This window comes from Klebsiella sp. ZJOU C1 (assembly GCF_035620215.1).
Taxonomy (GTDB): Bacteria; Pseudomonadota; Gammaproteobacteria; order Enterobacterales; family Enterobacteriaceae; genus Klebsiella; species Klebsiella variicola.
Map to the genome: position 1 here is coordinate 4,740,879 of NZ_CP141644.1, position 18,692 is coordinate 4,759,570.

The 18,692-nt window shown below is 58.4% G+C and carries 22 protein-coding genes and 1 tRNA gene; 16 read left to right on the top strand and 7 right to left on the bottom strand.

The window, feature by feature from the left end:
* Window positions 1-151: 151 nt before the first annotated feature.
* Both SPE70_RS22695 and SPE70_RS22700 read left to right on the top strand, forming a co-directional pair.
* Window positions 152-772 (top strand): TIGR04211 family SH3 domain-containing protein, encoded by a 621-nt coding sequence (locus tag SPE70_RS22695; RefSeq protein ID WP_008806527.1) that lies wholly within the window; start codon window positions 152-154, stop codon window positions 770-772.
* A 61-nt stretch (window positions 773-833) separates the two neighbouring features.
* Window positions 834-2,075, top strand: coding sequence for a multifunctional CCA addition/repair protein (locus tag SPE70_RS22700; protein WP_008806528.1), 1,242 nt, complete (start codon window positions 834-836; stop codon window positions 2,073-2,075).
* A gap of 11 nt (window positions 2,076-2,086) precedes the next feature.
* Here SPE70_RS22700 and bacA read toward each other — a convergent pair whose 3' ends face one another.
* Together bacA and folB are read right to left on the bottom strand one after the other, a co-directional pair.
* Window positions 2,087-2,908, bottom strand: a complete 822-nt coding sequence (gene bacA / locus SPE70_RS22705; RefSeq protein WP_008806529.1) for an undecaprenyl-diphosphate phosphatase — start codon at window positions 2,906-2,908, stop codon at window positions 2,087-2,089.
* 197 nt (window positions 2,909-3,105) lie between these two features.
* On the bottom strand, window positions 3,106-3,489 hold the full coding sequence (gene folB, locus SPE70_RS22710) for a bifunctional dihydroneopterin aldolase/7,8-dihydroneopterin epimerase (protein ID WP_004150923.1): 384 nt from the start codon (window positions 3,487-3,489) through the stop codon (window positions 3,106-3,108).
* A gap of 107 nt (window positions 3,490-3,596) precedes the next feature.
* Between folB and plsY the strand changes: the two genes are divergently transcribed.
* Both plsY and SPE70_RS26490 read left to right on the top strand, forming a co-directional pair.
* Complete coding sequence (plsY, locus tag SPE70_RS22715; RefSeq protein WP_008806530.1) at window positions 3,597-4,214, top strand: glycerol-3-phosphate 1-O-acyltransferase PlsY; 618 nt, start codon at window positions 3,597-3,599, stop codon at window positions 4,212-4,214.
* Between the two features lie 155 nt (window positions 4,215-4,369).
* Window positions 4,370-4,465, top strand: a complete 96-nt coding sequence (locus SPE70_RS26490; protein ID WP_046621578.1) for a hypothetical protein — start codon at window positions 4,370-4,372, stop codon at window positions 4,463-4,465.
* Window positions 4,466-4,475: 10 nt separating this feature from the next.
* On the opposite strand, the gene SPE70_RS22720 is transcribed toward SPE70_RS26490, so the two are convergent.
* Window positions 4,476-4,622 (bottom strand): hypothetical protein, encoded by a 147-nt coding sequence (locus SPE70_RS22720; RefSeq protein WP_012540536.1) that lies wholly within the window; start codon window positions 4,620-4,622, stop codon window positions 4,476-4,478.
* Here SPE70_RS22720 and SPE70_RS22725 point away from each other — a divergent pair.
* The 8 genes from SPE70_RS22725 (at window position 4,612) to SPE70_RS22760 (ending at window position 11,313) form a co-directional block, all read left to right on the top strand.
* Window positions 4,612-5,436, top strand: a complete 825-nt coding sequence (locus SPE70_RS22725; protein ID WP_022064950.1) for an urease accessory protein UreD — start codon at window positions 4,612-4,614, stop codon at window positions 5,434-5,436. The genes SPE70_RS22720 and SPE70_RS22725 overlap by 11 nt on opposite strands.
* A 9-nt stretch (window positions 5,437-5,445) precedes the next feature.
* Complete coding sequence (locus SPE70_RS22730) at window positions 5,446-5,748, top strand: urease subunit gamma (RefSeq protein ID WP_002916871.1); 303 nt, start codon at window positions 5,446-5,448, stop codon at window positions 5,746-5,748.
* A gap of 9 nt (window positions 5,749-5,757) precedes the next feature.
* On the top strand, window positions 5,758-6,078 hold the full coding sequence (locus SPE70_RS22735; protein ID WP_008806532.1) for an urease subunit beta: 321 nt from the start codon (window positions 5,758-5,760) through the stop codon (window positions 6,076-6,078).
* Window positions 6,071-7,774, top strand: coding sequence for an urease subunit alpha (gene ureC / locus SPE70_RS22740; RefSeq protein ID WP_324726411.1), 1,704 nt, complete (start codon window positions 6,071-6,073; stop codon window positions 7,772-7,774). The genes SPE70_RS22735 and ureC overlap by 8 nt, the downstream gene beginning before the upstream one ends.
* 9 nt (window positions 7,775-7,783) lie before the next feature.
* The gene (gene ureE, locus SPE70_RS22745; RefSeq protein ID WP_042946668.1) at window positions 7,784-8,251 is read left to right on the top strand and encodes an urease accessory protein UreE; all 468 of its coding nucleotides are present in this window, start codon (window positions 7,784-7,786) and stop codon (window positions 8,249-8,251) included.
* A 1-nt stretch (window position 8,252) separates the two neighbouring features.
* Window positions 8,253-8,927: an urease accessory protein UreF gene (locus SPE70_RS22750; protein WP_032739005.1), complete on the top strand. Its 675-nt coding sequence runs from the start codon at window positions 8,253-8,255 to the stop codon at window positions 8,925-8,927.
* 8 nt (window positions 8,928-8,935) lie between these two features.
* The gene (ureG, locus tag SPE70_RS22755; RefSeq protein WP_002916877.1) at window positions 8,936-9,553 is read left to right on the top strand and encodes an urease accessory protein UreG; all 618 of its coding nucleotides are present in this window, start codon (window positions 8,936-8,938) and stop codon (window positions 9,551-9,553) included.
* Window positions 9,554-9,705: 152 nt separating this feature from the next.
* Window positions 9,706-11,313, top strand: a complete 1,608-nt coding sequence (locus SPE70_RS22760; protein ID WP_004181356.1) for a purine-cytosine permease family protein — start codon at window positions 9,706-9,708, stop codon at window positions 11,311-11,313.
* A 44-nt stretch (window positions 11,314-11,357) separates the two neighbouring features.
* Here the strand turns inward: SPE70_RS22760 and tsaD are convergent, their stop codons facing one another.
* Complete coding sequence (gene tsaD, locus SPE70_RS22765; RefSeq protein WP_008806537.1) at window positions 11,358-12,371, bottom strand: tRNA (adenosine(37)-N6)-threonylcarbamoyltransferase complex transferase subunit TsaD; 1,014 nt, start codon at window positions 12,369-12,371, stop codon at window positions 11,358-11,360.
* A gap of 237 nt (window positions 12,372-12,608) precedes the next feature.
* Here tsaD and rpsU point away from each other — a divergent pair, with 237 nt between their 5' ends.
* The 3 genes from rpsU to rpoD all read left to right on the top strand — a co-directional run bounded on the left by rpsU (window position 12,609) and on the right by rpoD (window position 16,741).
* On the top strand, window positions 12,609-12,824 hold the full coding sequence (rpsU, locus tag SPE70_RS22770; RefSeq protein ID WP_001144069.1) for a 30S ribosomal protein S21: 216 nt from the start codon (window positions 12,609-12,611) through the stop codon (window positions 12,822-12,824).
* 111 nt (window positions 12,825-12,935) lie between these two features.
* On the top strand, window positions 12,936-14,681 hold the full coding sequence (gene dnaG / locus SPE70_RS22775; protein ID WP_008806538.1) for a DNA primase: 1,746 nt from the start codon (window positions 12,936-12,938) through the stop codon (window positions 14,679-14,681).
* A 218-nt stretch (window positions 14,682-14,899) separates the two neighbouring features.
* Window positions 14,900-16,741, top strand: coding sequence for an RNA polymerase sigma factor RpoD (rpoD, locus tag SPE70_RS22780; protein ID WP_008806539.1), 1,842 nt, complete (start codon window positions 14,900-14,902; stop codon window positions 16,739-16,741).
* Between the two features lie 99 nt (window positions 16,742-16,840).
* Here the strand turns inward: rpoD and mug are convergent, their stop codons facing one another.
* A complete protein-coding gene (gene mug / locus SPE70_RS22785; protein WP_324726412.1) occupies window positions 16,841-17,347 on the bottom strand; it encodes a G/U mismatch-specific DNA glycosylase in 507 nt (168 codons plus the stop codon).
* A 124-nt stretch (window positions 17,348-17,471) separates the two neighbouring features.
* Between mug and SPE70_RS22790 the strand changes: the two genes are divergently transcribed.
* Window positions 17,472-17,547, top strand: a tRNA-Ile gene (locus SPE70_RS22790).
* 159 nt (window positions 17,548-17,706) lie between these two features.
* Here the strand turns inward: SPE70_RS22790 and SPE70_RS22795 are convergent.
* The gene (locus tag SPE70_RS22795; protein WP_008806541.1) at window positions 17,707-18,279 is read right to left on the bottom strand and encodes a GNAT family N-acetyltransferase; all 573 of its coding nucleotides are present in this window, start codon (window positions 18,277-18,279) and stop codon (window positions 17,707-17,709) included.
* 92 nt (window positions 18,280-18,371) lie between these two features.
* Window positions 18,372-18,599 carry a hypothetical protein gene (locus SPE70_RS22800; RefSeq protein WP_223168545.1) on the bottom strand — a complete coding sequence of 76 codons (228 nt, stop codon included), beginning with the start codon at window positions 18,597-18,599 and terminating at the stop codon, window positions 18,372-18,374.
* Window positions 18,600-18,692: the final 93 nt, after the last annotated feature.

Here is an 18,692-nt window from a genome sequence, read left to right on the forward strand (position 1 = left end):
TGTCAGTAGATAGTATTTTGCGGCGAATCGCCATGCAACGCGCTTTTTGCCGGGCCACCTCCTGGATGATTCCGATTGTGGTGGAAAACTTTGCGTCGCTCTGGCGATGCCTCTACTATCGTTCCACTTTTTATGACCAAACGATGACCTGATGCCAAAATTACGCCTGATTACTTTTACTTTGCTCGCGCTTAGCGCCGCTACGGCGGTTCACGCAGAAGAAAAGCGCTACGTTTCCGATGAGCTGAACACCTGGGTTCGCAGCGGCCCGGGCGATAATTATCGTCTGGTCGGCACCATCAACGCCGGGGAAGAAGTGTCGGTGCTGCAAACGAACGACAGCACCAGTTACGCGCAGGTCCGCGACAGCAATGGCCGTACCGCCTGGATCCCGTTGAAAGAGCTGAGCAATGAGCCCAGCCTGCGCACCCGCGTCCCGGATCTGGAAAACCAGGTCAAAACGCTGACCGATAAGCTGAACAACATCGACGCCACCTGGAACCAGCGCACGGCGGATATGCAGAAGAAAGTCGCCGGCAGCGACAGCGCGATTAACGCGCTGAAGGACGAGAACCAGAAGTTGAAAAACGAGCTGGTGGTCGCGCAGAAGAAGGTGAATGCGGCGAATCTGCAGCTTGATGACAAACAGCGCACCATTATCATGCAGTGGTTCATGTACGGCGGCGGCGTGCTCGGCGTCGGTCTGCTGCTGGGTCTGGTGCTGCCGCATCTGGTGCCAAGCCGCAAACGTAAAGACCGGTGGATGAACTAATTCGTCTTCTCTGCCAGACTTACGTATCATCTTGCGAAAAACAGATACGGGAGAATCGGGCGTGAAGAGCTATCTGGTCGGCGGTGCGGTGCGCGATGCGCTATTAGGGCTGCCGGTCAAAGACCGAGACTGGGTGGTGGTGGGCGCCACCCCGCAACAGATGCTTGACGCGGGCTACCAACAGGTAGGCCGCGACTTTCCCGTGTTCCTCCATCCGCAAAGCCGGGAGGAGTATGCCCTGGCCCGTACCGAGCGCAAATCCGGCGCGGGCTATACCGGTTTTACCTGCTATGCCGCCCCGGACGTGACCCTCGAAGCCGATCTGCTGCGCCGCGACCTGACGGTCAACGCCCTCGCCCAGGATGCCGATGGCACGATCATCGACCCCTACGGCGGGCAAAACGATCTTCGCCTGCGCCTGCTGCGCCATGTCTCTCCCGCCTTTAGCGAAGATCCGCTGCGCGTGCTGCGTGTGGCGCGCTTTGCTGCCCGCTATGCGCATCTGGGCTTTCGCATTGCCGAAGAAACCCAGGCCCTGATGCATGCGATGGTTGAGGCCGGTGAGCTGGCGCATTTAACGCCGGAGCGGGTGTGGAAAGAGACGGAAAGCGCGTTAACCACCCGCAATCCGCAGGTCTTTTTCCAGACGCTGCGCGACTGCCAGGCTCTTAAGGTGCTGTTTCCGGAAATTGACGCGCTGTACGGCGTGCCGGCCCCGGCGAAGTGGCACCCGGAAATCGATACCGGCCTGCACACCCTGATGACCGTCACGATGGCCGCGATGCTGTCGCCGGATGTCGACGTGCGTTTCGCCACCCTGTGTCATGACCTCGGTAAAGGACTGACGCCGAAAGCGCTCTGGCCGCGTCACCACGGCCATGGCCCGGCGGGCGTCAAGCTGGTAGAACAGATCTGCGCGCGTCTGCGGGTGCCAAACGATATCCGCGATCTCGCGAAACTGGTGGCGGAGTACCATGACTTGATCCACACCCTGCCGATCCTGCAGCCGAAAACCCTCGTCAAACTCTTCGACAGCATTGACGCCTGGCGCAAACCGCAGCGCGTGCAGCAGATCGCCCTCACCAGCGAAGCCGACGTCCGCGGACGCACCGGTTTCGAGGCCAGCGATTACCCGCAAGGGCGCCTGCTTCTGGAGGCCTGGGAAGTGGCGCAGTCTGTCTCCACCAAAGAGGTAGTGGCGGCGGGCTTTAAAGGGGCGGAAATTCGCGAAGAGCTGACGCGGCGGAGAATTGCTGCGGTGGCGCAGTGGAAGGAACAGCGTTGCCCCCAGCCGCAAGGCTGAGGGCACTGGTCTTAGAAGAAGACCACGTAAACGGCTGCCGCCACGATAAAGCGGTAGATAGCGAACGGGATAAACGAGATCCGCTTGATCAGCTGCAGGAAGGTTTTAATCGCAATCAGCGCCACGATAAACGCCATCACGAAGCCGACGGCAAACATCGGCACATCGCCCATGTTCAGGAAGCCGATGCTCTTGTAGACGTCCAGCACGGTGGCGCCCATCATCATCGGTACCGCCAGCAGGAAAGAGAACTCCGACGCCGCGTAGCGGCTGACGCCCATCAGCATGCCGCCGGAGATAGTCGCCCCCGAGCGCGAGAACCCCGGCCACAGCGCCAGACACTGAAAGCAGCCGATGACAAACGCCTGACGATAGGTCATATCGTCAATCCCGACCGCGCGCGGCTGTTTCGGCTTGAGTACTTCCGCCGCAATCAGCAATACGCCGCCGACAATCAGGGCGTACATCACGTTTACCGGGTTAAATAAGGATTTAATGGTGTCGTGGAAAATCAGCCCCAGCACCACTGCGGGGATCATGCCGAGGAGGATATGGATAAGCGACAAGCGACCGCTGCCTTTGCCTTCATGCTCCGGCGGCCTGCCGAAATGGATGCCGATCAGACCGAACAAACGACGCCAGAACATCACCACTACGGCGAGTATCGAGCCTAGCTGAATAACCACTTCAAAGGTATTTGCCGTATCACCTTCAAACCCCAGCAGGTGACCAACAATAATCATATGACCGGTACTGGAAACAGGTAAAAACTCTGTCAACCCCTCAACCACACCCAATATTGCCGCCACCAGCAGCGAGTGTATATCGCTCATTCAATTAAACCCTTTAAAAAGTAAAATGAAAAAAACCTGGAACACATTATCGATCAACAGGCGCAACCCAACAGCCAGAGCGCGCGTAATCCGCAGCGTACAGGAAGTACACACGGATTCGTCCACCGTTCTGGAAGGACATCGCCAGTAAAATTGCCTGATGACCGGATGCTATGACCGGTATAAACGCAATTTGTTTAACAAGTATGACCTGAAAAGTTTTGTTTCAGATTAAGGCCACGTTCAATAATCACACCGACATTTGCCGCGCGGGCCACGGCGCCAGGTTTGCTGACTTTAATACGCACCCATGGCGACTGGAATGTTTCCAGCAGCAGGTCGGCCACTTCTTCCGCCACCCGCTCCACTAACGCGAATTTTCCCCCCTCCACATGCGCGATCACTCGCTCGCTGATATCAGCATAGCTGAGGCAGTCGCTGACATCATCGCTGGCGGCCGCCTTGCGGTTATCCCATGCAATTTCGATATCGAACACCAGCTTCTGCTCAATGGTTTGTTCCCAGTCATAAACACCAATGGTGGTGATTACCGAAAGTTGCTCTATAAATACAATATCCATCACGCCCTGCCTGCTTTTTAGCTAAACCGGATACCACTTCCGGCGAATTATGCGTATTATCCACAGATGCAGAGAATACAACGACATTTTCAAAACGGAACAGCGTTATGAGTGCAATCGCGCCTGGACTGGTACTCCTCGCCTACCTCTGCGGCTCCATTTCCAGCGCCATTCTGGTATGTCGCCTTGCTGGCCTGCCCGACCCACGCGACAGCGGCTCAGGCAACCCCGGGGCCACTAACGTACTACGAATTGGCGGAAAAGGGGCGGCCGTAGCGGTACTTATTTTTGATGTGCTGAAGGGCATGCTCCCGGTGTGGGGCGCCTGGGCGCTGGGCCTTACGCCGTTCTGGCTGGGGTTAGTGGCGATTGCCGCCTGCGTGGGCCATATCTGGCCAGTCTTCTTTCATTTCCGCGGCGGTAAAGGCGTCGCCACGGCCTTCGGCGCTATCGCCCCCATCGGTCTCGATCTGACCGGGGTGATGGCCGGGACCTGGCTGCTGACCATCCTGCTCAGCGGCTACTCATCCCTTGGCGCTATCGTCAGCGCGCTTATCGCGCCTTTCTACGTCTGGTGGTTTAAACCGCAGTACACTTTTCCGGTGTCGATGCTCTCCTGCCTGATCCTCCTGCGCCATCACGACAACATTCAGCGTCTGTGGCGCCGCCAGGAGAGCAAAATCTGGACCCGGATGAAGAAGAAAAAAGCGCCAGAGCAGAAATAATCTCCCCTCCCGGCCCCGTCTGCCGGGAGGATCCCCGGGCCTGTTTGCCCATCTCACCCGCACTTTTGCTCCACGTCGTCATGATACGCGGTAATCGCCGCATCCCCCTTTTATAACAACGCGTTATCGGCAACTAAAAGCAAAAGTTCCGCCGCCTGCTGGCATCGGGGACGGGCCCGCCCTCCCGCTTTATCCGCCGCGGCCAGTCAGCGGATAAGGATATTGACGGCAAAGATTATCCGGGTGAATAATCCGGAGCGGTTATACCGCTTTCCCCTCGCGCCCGTCGCGACGCGCCGGGTAACGAATGACATAAGCGTTTCGTATGACCGGGATAAACTCCCGCCGATCAATACTCATTGCTGCTGTTTTATCTTGATTTTGCAGGGGCGCAACATTGCACGGCACCGTGTTACCACCACTCAAAAAAGGCTGGCAGGCTACGCTGGATCTCCGCTTTCAGCAGGCCGGAGGCAAGACCGTTCTCGCCAGCGCCCAACACGTCGGCCCGCTGACCGTCCAGCGCCCGTTTTACCCGGAAGAAGAGACCTGTCACCTCTATCTGCTTCACCCGCCCGGTGGCATCGTCGGCGGTGATGAGCTGACAATTAGCGCCCATCTTGACCCCGGCTGCCATACGCTGATAACCATGCCTGGCGCCAGCAAGTTTTACCGCAGCAGCGGTGCGCAAGCGCTATTGCGCCAGCAGTTGACCCTCGCCCCGCAGACGACCCTGGAGTGGCTCCCGCAGGATGCCATCTTCTTTCCCGGGGCCAATGCCCGGCTGTCCACCACCTTTCATCTTTGCGCCTCCAGCACGCTGCTGGCATGGGATCTACTCTGCCTTGGCCGCCCGGTGATTGGTGAAACCTTCAGCCACGGCACCCTCAGCAACCGGCTGGAAGTGTGGGTGGATGAGATACCGCTGCTGGTTGAGCGCCTGCACCTGCAGGAGGGAGAGCTGTCCAGCGTCGCCGAACGTCCCTGGGTCGGCACTTTGCTGTGCTATCCGGCTACCGATGCCCTGCTCGACGGGGTGCGCGACGCGCTGGCGCCGCTCGGTCTCTACGCTGGCGCCAGCCTGACCGACCGCCTGCTGACGGTGCGTTTCCTCAGTGACGATAATCTGATTTGCCAACAGGTGATGCGCGACGTCTGGCAGTTTCTGCGCCCTCATCTCACCGGCAAATCCCCCGTACTTCCCCGAATCTGGCTGACTTAAGAGAACGTTATGGAACTGACCCCCCGAGAAAAAGACAAGCTGTTGCTGTTTACCGCCGCGCTGGTGGCGGAACGCCGCCTGGCCCGCGGCCTGAAGCTCAACTATCCGGAGTCCGTGGCCCTCATCAGCGCCTTTATTATGGAAGGCGCCCGCGACGGCAAAAGCGTGGCCTCACTGATGGAGGAAGGCCGTCACGTCCTGACCCGCGAGCAGGTGATGGAGGGCGTCCCGGAAATGATCCCGGATATCCAGGTCGAAGCCACCTTTCCGGACGGTTCGAAGCTGGTCACCGTTCACAACCCGATAATCTGAGGTAGCGCCATGATCCCCGGTGAATATCACGTTAAGCCCGGTCAGATAGCCCTGAATACCGGCCGGGCGACCTGCCGCGTGGTCGTTGAGAACCACGGCGATCGACCGATTCAGGTCGGTTCGCACTACCATTTCGCCGAGGTCAACCCGGCGCTGAAGTTCGACCGTCAGCAGGTCACTGGCTATCGTCTGAATATCCCGGCCGGCACGGCGGTACGTTTTGAACCCGGCCAGAAACGCGAGGTCGAGCTGGTGGCCTTCGCCGGTCACCGCGCTGTCTTCGGCTTCCGCGGCGAGGTCATGGGCCCTCTGGAGGCAAACGATGAGTAATATTTCACGCCAGGCCTATGCCGATATGTTCGGCCCCACCGTCGGCGACAAGGTGCGCCTGGCCGATACCGAGCTGTGGATCGAGGTGGAAGATGATTTGACCACCTACGGAGAAGAGGTCAAATTCGGCGGCGGCAAAGTGATCCGCGACGGGATGGGTCAGGGACAGATGCTGGCCGCCGACTGTGTCGACCTGGTGCTCACCAACGCGCTGATCGTTGATCACAGGGGGATCGTCAAGGCCGATATCGGCGTGAAGGACGGGCGGATCTTCGCCATCGGCAAAGCCGGTAATCCCGATATCCAGCCCAACGTCACCATCCCCATCGGCGCCGCGACGGAAGTGATTGCCGCCGAAGGCAAGATCGTCACCGCCGGCGGGATCGATACCCATATTCACTGGATCTGTCCGCAACAGGCGGAAGAGGCGCTGGTCTCCGGCGTGACCACCATGGTCGGCGGCGGCACCGGCCCGGCCGCAGGCACCCACGCCACCACCTGTACTCCGGGCCCGTGGTATATCTCACGCATGCTGCAGGCGGCCGACAGCCTGCCGGTCAATATCGGCCTGCTGGGCAAGGGCAACGTTTCTCAGCCGGATGCCCTGCGCGAGCAGGTGGCGGCGGGCGTCATTGGCCTGAAAATCCACGAGGACTGGGGCGCCACGCCGGCGGCGATCGACTGTGCGTTAACCGTCGCCGATGAAATGGATATTCAGGTCGCCCTGCACAGCGACACCCTCAATGAGTCCGGTTTTGTGGAAGACACCCTCGCCGCCATCGGCGGGCGCACTATTCACACCTTCCATACCGAAGGGGCCGGCGGCGGCCATGCGCCGGACATCATCACCGCCTGCGCCCACCCGAACATTTTACCGTCGTCCACCAACCCAACGCTGCCCTACACCCTCAACACCATCGATGAACATCTCGATATGCTGATGGTCTGCCACCATCTGGACCCGGACATTGCTGAGGACGTGGCCTTTGCCGAATCGCGCATTCGCCGGGAAACCATCGCCGCGGAAGACGTGCTGCACGACCTCGGCGCCTTCTCGCTCACCTCCTCCGATTCGCAGGCCATGGGTCGCGTCGGGGAAGTGGTCCTCCGCACCTGGCAGGTGGCGCACCGCATGAAGGTGCAGCGCGGAGCGCTGGCGGAAGAGACCGGGGATAACGACAACTTCCGTGTGAAGCGCTACATCGCCAAATACACTATCAACCCGGCGCTGACCCACGGCATCGCGCACGAAGTCGGATCCATTGAGGTGGGTAAGCTGGCGGACCTCGTGGTTTGGTCACCAGCCTTCTTTGGTGTGAAACCGGCCACCGTGATCAAAGGCGGCATGATCGCCATCGCGCCGATGGGCGATATCAATGCCTCGATTCCGACCCCGCAGCCGGTGCACTACCGTCCGATGTTTGGCGCCCTGGGCAGCGCCCGCCATCACTGCCGCCTCACCTTCCTGTCGCAGGCGGCGGCGGACAACGGCGTTGCCGAACGGCTGAACCTGCGCAGCGCGATCGCCGTGGTAAAAGGCTGCCGTACGGTGCAGAAAGCCGACATGGTGCACAACAGCCTGCAGCCTAACATCACCGTCGACGCGCAGACTTATGAGGTGCGGGTGGATGGCGAACTCATCACCAGCGAGCCGGCAGACGTTCTGCCGATGGCGCAACGATATTTTCTGTTTTAAGGAGAGCGGATGCTTTATTTAACTCAACGTCTGGAGACCCCCGCCGCCGCGACCGCCAGCGTTACGCTGCCGATTGACGTTCGCGTCAAAAGCCGGGTTAAGGTCACCCTCAACGATGGCCGGGAAGCCGGTCTGCTGCTGCCCCGCGGCCTGCTGCTGCGCGGCGGCGATGTGCTCAGCAACGAAGAAGGCACCGAGTTTGTGCAGGTGATTGCCGCTGATGAAGGGGTGTCGGTAGTGCGCTGCGACGATCCGTTTATGCTGGCGAAGGCCTGCTACCACCTCGGCAACCGTCACGTGCCGCTGCAGATCATGCCGGGCGAGCTGCGCTACCATCACGATCACGTGCTGGACGACATGCTGCGCCAGTTCGGCCTGACGGTGACCTTTGGCCAGCTGCCGTTCGAGCCGGAAGCCGGCGCTTACGCCAGCGAAAGCCACGGTCATCATCATGCCCACCACGCTCACAGCCACTAACATGTCGACAGCGGAACAACGCCTGCGGCTGATGCAGCTGGCCAGCAGCAACCTGCCGATAGGCGGTTACAGCTGGTCCCAGGGGCTGGAGTGGGCTGTGGAAGCCGGCTGGGTGCCGGACGTCGCGGCCTTCGAGCGCTGGCAGCGACGCCAGATGACGGAAGGCTTTTTTACCGTTGACCTGCCGCTGTTCGCCCGCCTGTACCGCGCCTGCGAACAAGGCGATATCGCTGCGGCCCAGCGCTGGACCGCCTATCTGCTGGCCTGCCGGGAAACTCGTGAACTGCGGGAGGAAGAGCGCAACCGCGGCGCGGCGTTTGCCCGTCTGCTGAGCGACTGGCAGCCGGACTGTCCGCCGACGTGGCGCACGCTGTGCCAGCAAAGCCAGCTCGCCGGGATGGCCTGGCTCGGCGTGCGCTGGCGCATCGCACTGCCCGAGATGGCCCTCAGCCTGGGCTACAGCTGGATTGAGAGCGCCGTGATGGCCGGCGTCAAGCTGGTGCCCTTCGGTCAGCAGGCCGCCCAGCAGCTGATTTTACGTCTTTGCGACCACTACGCGGCCGAGATGCCCCGCGCGCTGGCCGCGCCGGACGGCGATATCGGATCGGCCACCCCGCTCGCCGCTATCGCCTCGGCCCGGCATGAAACCCAATACTCTCGATTATTCCGTTCCTAGGAGAAGCCATGAACTCTTATAAACACCCGCTGCGCGTCGGCGTCGGCGGCCCGGTCGGCTCCGGTAAAACCGCTCTGCTGGAAGCGCTGTGCAAAGCGATGCGTGATACCTGGCAGCTGGCGGTGGTCACTAACGACATCTATACCAAAGAAGATCAGCGCATCCTCACCGAAGCGGGCGCGCTGGCGCCTGAACGCATCGTCGGTGTGGAAACCGGCGGCTGCCCGCATACGGCGATCCGCGAAGATGCCTCAATGAACCTCGCCGCCGTGGAAGCGCTGAGTGAAAAGTTCGGTAACCTCGACCTTATCTTCGTGGAAAGCGGCGGCGACAACCTGAGCGCCACCTTCAGCCCGGAGCTGGCGGATCTGACCATCTACGTCATCGATGTGGCCGAAGGGGAAAAGATCCCGCGCAAAGGCGGGCCGGGGATCACCAAATCCGATTTCCTGGTGATCAATAAAACCGACCTTGCCCCCTATGTGGGCGCGTCGCTGGAGGTGATGGCGAGCGATACCCAGCGTATGCGCGGCGATCGCCCATGGACCTTCACCAACCTGAAGCAGGGCGACGGCCTGAGCACCATTATCGCCTTCCTCGAAGACAAAGGCATGCTCGGCAAATAGGCCTGTTGCACCAGCCGGGCGCAGGCGCGTCCGGATGGTGCAACCCCTGCTCTCTCTTCTATCACCCTGCACCACCCTCCCCGCCACGCCTGCCCTGCAATATGGCATAAGGTTTGCTAATTCAAGTCATGCCTAACCATTAAGGAATGACTATGTCATCACTGGATCTCAACCCTGAATTACCTGCGACAACGCGGACTTCCGGCTCCCGGGAAACCTTAGAAGATTACACCTTACGTTATGCCCCGCTGAGCTTCCGCCGCTGGGGACCGGGCGTCGTCGCGGTCACGGCGCTGGGCGGCATCGCCTACCTGGCCGACTTTTCCATCGGCGCCAGCATCGGTATGGCCTGGGGCACCAGCAACGCCATCTATTCGATCCTGGTGGCGGCGCTGGTGATCTTCCTCACCGGCATTCCGCTGGCGATCACCGCCGCGCGCTACAACATTGACCTTGACCTGATCACCCGCAGCGCCGGCTTCGGCTATTTCGGCTCGGTGATCACCAGCATTATTTTTGCCGGCTTCACCTTTATCTTCTTCGCCCTCGAAGGCTCGATCATGGCCCAGGGGCTGCTGGTGGGCCTCGGGATCCCGCTGTGGATGGGGTATCTGATCGCCACCCTGATGGTGCTCCCGCTGGTGGTCTATGGCATGAAAGCCCTGACCCGCCTGCAGGTATGGACCACCCCGCTGTGGCTGGTGCTGATGGTGGTGCCGGTGGTGTGGCTGATTGTCAAAGATCCGCAGCTGGTGGACGGCTTCCTGCATTTCGCCGGTAAAAACAGCGCGTCGACGGTGGATATCACCGCCATCATGCTCGGCGCCGGGGTATGCCTGTCGCTGATCATGCAGATTGGCGAGCAAATTGATTACCTGCGCTTTATGCCGCCTAAGACCGCGGAGAACCGTAAAAGCTGGTGGCTGGCGGTCTTTTCCGCCGGCCCGGGCTGGGTGGTGTTAGGCGCGATCAAACAGATCATCGGCGCCTTCCTCGGCTTCTATCTGTTGACCCGTTTCCCGGCGGTGCACAATACCGAACCGGTGCAGCAGTTCGTCAGCGTCTTCGATAACCTGGTGCCCGGCTGGCTGGCCCTGACGCTGGCGGTGGTGCTGGTGGTGATCTCGCAGATCAAAATTAATGTCACCAATGCCTATTCAGGCTCGCTGGCGTGGACCAGCGCCTGGACCCGCACCACCAAACGCTATCCGGGACGGATTATTTTTGTGGTGGTCAACCTGGCGATTGCCCTGGCGCTGATGGAAGGCGATATGTTCAGCGCCTTGTCGTGGATCCTCGGCTTTTACTCCAACTTCGCCATCGCCTGGGTCGTGGTGGTGGCGACCGACATCACCTTTAATAAAGGCTTGCTCAAGCTGGCCCCGGCGCAGCCGGAGTATCGTCGCGGCATGATCTACAACGTTAACCCGGTGGGCGTGGTCTCCTTTGGTCTGGCCGCCGGGCTGTCGATCTGCGCCTTCTTCGGCCTGCTGGGCGCGACGCTGGCGCCGTTCTCGCCGCTGATTGCGCTGGTCGTCGCCTTTGTCATGACCCCGCTGATGGGACTCCTTACCCGCGGGCGCTACTATATTAAGCAGGTGGATGACGGCATCGCCGAGCCGCGCTATGACGCGGCGGGGAACGCCTCCACCACCGTGTATCAATGCGTTAGCTGTGAGGAAGAGTACGAGCGCCCGGATGTGATGCACTCACACAAGCATCAGGGAGCCATCTGCTCGCTGTGTAAAAGTATGGAGTAGTCAGCAAGGCAGGCCGACGTGACGTCGGCCTGTTTCAGGATGCGTTAGGCGGCAGGCAGCTCGGCCAGCGGCCAGCGCGGGCGAACCGTCACGCCGAGCTCGGCTTTGGCGCCGGTTTGCAGACGCACCATGCCGGCGTAGGCGATCATCGCGCCGTTGTCAGTACAGAACTCAGGGCGGGCGTAGAACACCTCGCCGCCGCGTTTTTGCATCATCTCCGCCAGCTTCGCCCGCAGGGTACGGTTGGCGCTCACGCCTCCCGCCATCACCAGACGCTTAAAGCCGGTTTGCTCCAGCGCGCGGCGACATTTAATCATCAGCGTATCGACGACCGCATCCTCAAATGCCCGGGCGATGTCGGCGCGGGTTTGCTCATCGTCGCCATTATTACGAATGGTGTTGGCGGCGAAAGTTTTCAGGCCTGAGAAGCTGAAATCGAGCCCCGGGCGGTCGGTCATCGGCCGCGGGAAGACAAAGCGGCCTTCGGTGCCCTGAGCGGCCATTTTCGACAGCATCGGCCCGCCGGGATAATCCAGTCCCAGCAGTTTCGCCGTCTTATCAAAGGCTTCGCCCGCCGCATCGTCAATCGACTCGCCCAGCAGTTCGTACTGACCAATACCAGTGACGCTAATCAACTGGGTGTGGCCGCCGGAAACCAGCAGCGCGACGAACGGGAACGCCGGTGGGTTATCTTCCAGCATCGGCGCCAGCAGGTGCCCTTCCATATGGTGTACCGGGATCGCCGGCACGTTCCAGGCGAAGGCCAGCGACCGGCCAACGGTCGCCCCGACCAGCAGCGCGCCGACCAGGCCAGGACCCGCCGTATAGGCGACGGCGTCGATATCTTTCGCCGTCAGACCGGCTTCTTTCAGCGCCGCCTGGATCAGCGGCACCGTTTTGCGCACGTGGTCGCGCGATGCCAGCTCCGGCACCACGCCGCCGTAGTCCGCATGCAGTTTCACCTGACTATACAGTTGGTTGGCTAACAGACCTTGCTGGTCGTCATAAATCGCGATGCCGGTTTCATCGCAGGATGTTTCAATGCCCAGTACACGCATGAGTTGTTTTACCTCGCTTCAATACCGCGCAGTGTAGGTCCAATGACCGGCGATGTAAAACTTTGCTCACCCCTGGTGCTCTCTTCGTGTATACTCCTCACCCTTATAAAAGTCCCTTTCAAAAAAGGCGCCGGTGCTTTACAAAGCAGCAGTAGTTGCAGTAAAATTCCGCACCATTTTGAAATAAGCTGGCATTGCGGCCAGCGGCAAACCGAATTAATCAAAGGTGAGAGGCACATGCCGGTAATTAAAGTACGTGAAAACGAGCCGTTCGACGTAGCTCTGCGTCGCTTCAAGCGTTCCTGCGAAAAAGCAGGTGTTCTGGCGGAAGTTCGTCGTCGTGAGTTCTATGAAAAACCGACTACCGAACGTAAGCGCGCTAAAGCTTCTGCAGTGAAACGTCACGCGAAGAAACTGGCTCGCGAAAACGCACGCCGTACTCGTCTGTACTAATCTGTTGAGAGCGACGCTCTCAATTCAGACCGAGTTGTAGTTGTAAGGCCGTGCTTCCGAAAGGAATGCGCGGCTTATTTTCGTTTATAGTCATCAGAAATAACGGGGCTTATGGCTGGACGAATTCCACGTGTATTTATTAGCGATCTGCTTGCCAGAACCGACATCGTCGATCTGATCGATGCGCGGGTAAAGCTGAAAAAGCAGGGCAAAAATTTTCACGCGTGCTGTCCGTTCCATAACGAAAAAACCCCCTCTTTCACCGTCAACGGTGAAAAACAGTTTTACCACTGCTTCGGCTGCGGGGCGCACGGCAATGCTATCGACTTCCTGATGAACTACGACAAGCTCGAGTTCGTGGAAACGGTCGAAGAGCTGGCCGCCATGCATAACCTTGAAGTGCCTTATGAAGCAGGCAACGGACCCAGCCAGATAGAGCGCCATCAACGGCAGAACCTCTACCAGTTACTGGATGGGCTGAATGCGTTTTACCAACAGTCTCTGATGCAGCCCGCCGCCGACCCTGCGCGCCAGTACCTGGCAAAACGGGGGTTAAGCAGCGAGGTGATTACGCGCTTTGCCATCGGCTATGCTCCCCCGGGTTGGGATAACGTTTTAAAACGTTTTGGCGGCAATCAGGAAAACCGCCAGTCGCTTATTGATGCCGGCATGCTGGTCACCAACGATCAGGGACGCAGTTACGACCGCTTCCGCGAACGGGTGATGTTCCCCATCCGCGATAAGCGAGGCCGGGTAATTGGGTTTGGCGGACGAGTGCTGGGCGATGCCCTGCCGAAGTATCTGAACTCCCCGGAAACCGACATATTCCATAAAGGCCGTCAGCTGTATGGCCTGTATGAAGCGCAGCAGGACAATCCCGAACCACCGCGTTTGCTGGTTGTCGAAGGGTATATGGACGTCGTGGCGCTGGCGCAATACGACATCAACTATGCCGTGGCCTCGCTGGGCACCTCGACCACGGCCGACCATATCCAGCTGCTGTTTCGGGTGACCAATAACGTCATCTGCTGCTACGACGGCGACCGGGCCGGCCGCGATGCCGCCTGGCGCGCGCTGGAGACAGCGCTGCCGTACATGACCGATGGCCGCCAGCTGCGTTTTATGTTTCTGCCTGACGGCGAAGACCCGGATACGCTGGTGCGTAAAGAGGGCAAAGCGGCGTTTGAGGCGCGGATGGAGCAGGCTCAGCCGCTCTCCACGTTCTTGTTTAACAGCCTGCTGCCGCAGGTCGATCTGAGTACCCCGGACGGGCGCGCGCAGCTGAGCACGTTGGCGCTGCCGCTGATAACCCAGGTCCCGGGCGAAACGCTGCGCATCTACTTGCGTCAGGAGCTGGGCAACAAGCTGGGCATTTTAGATGACGCACAGCTTGAACGTTTAATGCCAAAACAGTCTGAAAATGGCGCGCCGCGTCCCGCGCCACAGCTAAAACGCACGACCATGCGTATACTGATAGGACTGCTGGTGCAAAACCCGGATCTGGCGCCGTTAGTCCCGCCGCTGGAGGGACTGGACTCGCGCAAAATGCCAGGCCTTAGCCTGTTCAGCGAGTTGGTGAAAAGCTGTCTGGCGCAGCCTGGTCTGACGACCGGGCAACTTTTAGAGCAATATCGCGGCACAAAAGAGGCTGCAACCCTTGAAAAACTGTCGATGTGGGACGATATAGCAGATAAAGATATCGCTGAAAAAACCTTCACCGACTCGCTTAACCATATGTTTGATTCACTGCTGGAACTGCGACAGGAAGAGTTGATAGCTCGCGATCGCACACACGGTTTAAGCAGTGAAGAACGCCGGGAGCTCTGGACCATCAGCCAGGAGCTGGCGAAAAAATAAATGACAGACAATATCCTTCACGTTGTATCAAAGCAGTAAGAAAACGCAGAACAACGTGAAGGAAAAGTATTTAACGGCTTAAGTGCCGAGTATCGATCGGGAAGCCCCCGACAGCCGCGCAGAGGCGCAGCGGCAATAATATAAGTACGCCCTCGCTTTAAATGTCGACAGCCCGCCTGCCGACACCAATCAAACGAATTAAGTGTGGATACCGTCTTATGGAGCAAAACCCGCAGTCACAGCTGAAGCTTCTTGTCCAACGTGGTAAGGAGCAAGGCTATCTGACCTATGCCGAGGTCAATGACCATCTGCCGGAAGATATCGTCGATTCCGATCAGATCGAAGACATCATCCAAATGATCAACGACATGGGTATTCAGGTGATGGAAGAAGCACCGGATGCCGATGATCTGATGCTTGCCGAAAACACCGCGGATGAAGATGCTGCCGAAGCTGCCGCGCAGGTGCTCTCCAGCGTGGAATCCGAAATCGGACGCACGACCGACCCGGTGCGCATGTACATGCGTGAAATGGGTACCGTAGAGCTGCTGACCCGTGAAGGCGAAATCGACATCGCCAAACGCATCGAAGATGGGATCAACCAGGTCCAGTGCTCCGTTGCCGAATACCCGGAAGCGATCACCTACCTGCTTGAGCAGTACGACCGCGTCGAAGCGGAAGAAGCCCGTCTGTCCGATCTGATCACCGGTTTCGTCGATCCGAACGCCGAAGAAGACATGGCGCCGACCGCCACGCACGTTGGCTCCGAGCTGTCTCAGGAAGAGATGGATGACGACGAAGACGAAGATGAAGATGACGACGCCGACGACAACAGCGATGACGACAACAGCATCGACCCAGAGCTGGCCCGTGAGAAGTTCGCCGAGCTGCGTACCCAGTACGAGCTGACGCGCGACACCATCAAAGCCAAAGGTCGTAGCCATGCCGCCGCGCAGGAAGAGATCCTGAAGCTGTCTGAAGTCTTCAAGCAGTTCCGCCTGGTGCCGAAGCAGTTCGATTACCTGGTCAACAGCATGCGCAGCATGATGGATCGCGTTCGTACTCAGGAACGTATCATCATGAAGCTGTGCGTTGAGCAGTGCAAAATGCCGAAGAAAAACTTCATCACGCTGTTCACCGGCAACGAAACCAGCGAAACCTGGTTCAACGCTGCGGTGGCAATGAACAAGCCGTGGTCCGAGAAGCTGCTGGAAGTGAAAGAAGACGTGCAGCGCGGCCTGCAGAAGCTGCAGCAGATCGAAGAAGAGACCGGCCTGACCATCGAACAGGTGAAAGACATCAACCGTCGCATGTCCATCGGTGAAGCGAAAGCCCGCCGTGCGAAGAAAGAGATGGTGGAAGCGAACTTGCGTCTGGTTATCTCTATCGCCAAGAAATACACCAACCGTGGTCTGCAGTTCCTCGATCTGATTCAGGAAGGCAACATCGGTCTGATGAAAGCGGTTGATAAGTTCGAATACCGTCGCGGCTACAAGTTCTCGACCTACGCGACCTGGTGGATCCGTCAGGCGATCACCCGCTCCATCGCGGATCAGGCGCGCACCATCCGTATTCCGGTGCATATGATTGAGACCATTAACAAGCTCAACCGTATCTCCCGTCAGATGCTGCAGGAGATGGGCCGTGAACCGACCCCGGAAGAGCTGGCTGAGCGTATGCTGATGCCGGAAGACAAAATCCGTAAGGTGCTGAAGATCGCCAAAGAGCCTATCTCCATGGAAACGCCGATCGGCGACGATGAAGATTCGCATCTGGGGGATTTCATCGAGGATACCACCCTCGAGCTGCCGCTGGATTCCGCGACCACCGAGAGCCTGCGTGCGGCAACGCACGACGTGCTGGCCGGCCTTACCGCTCGTGAAGCGAAAGTCCTGCGTATGCGTTTCGGTATCGACATGAACACCGACCACACGCTGGAAGAAGTGGGTAAACAGTTCGACGTTACCCGCGAACGTATCCGTCAGATCGAAGCGAAGGCGCTGCGTAAACTGCGCCACCCGAGCCGTTCTGAAGTGCTGCGTAGCTTCCTCGACGATTAATCGTCGCGGGACATCGTCCACAGCCGGTTAAAAAGCTCCCTGCGGGGAGCTTTTTTTATGGCGTTCAGGTGGCCATCCGGGGAAAGTCGCCTCTCTCCGCTACTGGCCGCGGGTCGCCAGGGCATCATCCAGTTCACGATAGGCCGCCATCAGCTTATCGAGCGTCGCCCGGTTTAAGCCGCTGGGATTGGGCAGCACCCAGACCTGGGTCGTCCCGATGGTCATAGCCTGTTTCCCCCACTTCGCGCCGCGCTGGTTAAAGGCCAGCTCGAAGGCCTGCTTGCCGAGCACCGCCAGCGCCTGCGGCTGATACTCCTCAATCTTCCTCACCAGCTCACGGCCGCCGCTGCGCAACTCCTGCAGGGCGACCTCGCTGGCCTGCACCGTCGGACGCTCTACCAGCATGGTGATGCCGCAGCGCGTATCCAGCAGCTGCAGCTCCTCTTCCGGCCTGAGCTGTCGATCGGTGAATCCGGCCTGATGGATGACCTTCCAGAAGCGATTGCCAGGATGGGCAAAATGAAAGCCGGTATGGACGGAGGACTTCCCCGGGTTGATACCGCAAAAGACAACGCGCAGGCCCGGCGCAAGGATATCGCTAATCATGTTTTCTCCGGCTGTATGGCTAAAACATGATTATAAAGGATTGAAAATGCATTGTTTATAAAAACAGCAGCTGCGCGCTTTACGCTGGATTGCAACCGTCAGTTACTTTATAATCCCTCGCCACGGCCCCTTAGCTCAGTGGTTAGAGCAGGCGACTCATAATCGCTTGGTCGTTGGTTCAAACCCAACAGGGGCCACCAGATATCAAGGGCTTACGTGCAAACGTAGGCCCTTTTCCTTTTCAGCCTTCCCTGAAGAGAACAGCGATCGGCAAACCACCGGCTTAACCTGGACCTGCGCTTATGCCGACAGGCGCCGAAGACGCCCGCCGGGTATACCGCACTATTTCAGCCCAACGCTCAGGAGGTCGGTAATGCCATCATGTGGTACTTATTGCCATTGAAGTTAAAGAAACCGACGTCTTCGAACTGGTTGCGGGTATGAAACGCATACGAGCGCGGGTTCAGTACATTGACGAAAGTAACGATGACGGGATAACGCGGGGCGAACACCTTGCGCTGATACTCAAGCAGCAACTCGCCCACGCCCTGACCACGATACTCTTCTGCGACGCAGATGGGGCCATACTGATATGAGCTAGCCGCATCCAGTTTTTTCCCCTGGTAGCGATATTCGTTGAGAATACTTGCCATATATTTAAACATAGGCCAGGGGCTGAGAAATTCCCACGATCCGCCGAGCAACAGGCCAATAACCTTGTTACATGAACGATCAACAGCGATCACTACACCACTTTCGGCTGAACTCAGTTCGCTTAATTGCTGCTGCGTCATATCGGTGGTGACAAATCCATTCGCCCGCTGCTCGCCTGCAAGATTTTTAGCGTGATAGCGCTCCAGCAATTGTTTCACCTCAGGGATGTCTACGTCTTGCGCCAGACGAATGACGATATTTTCATTGACCATTGCCATTTCATACTCCTGTAAAATATTTTACTGAAAGCGTCACCATCATCGCACCGACGGTGACAAACAGAACTTTGCGAATGATTTCACCATTGGTTTTAATGGCGGGCAGAACCATAAGCGCCATGTACCTCTGCATTTTTTGCTTCAATATAATCAGTACAGGCGGGAATGATGGAGGACTGGGTGATTTGCCGGATATAAAATTGCGGTAGTTTCCATATTACATAACAGTCCTCTTCAAGCCTTTTCCTGAATTCGTCTGTTGGTATGGGAAGCGCGTCTTTGATACGATCGGCGATTGATAGAATAATTCCATTCTTCATAAACATACCCTGTCCTGAAGCTACCAGTATAATAAGATTTGTTTCACTATTTATCTGAATAACGCATTCAGATATTTCCATTTCATTCTAAAT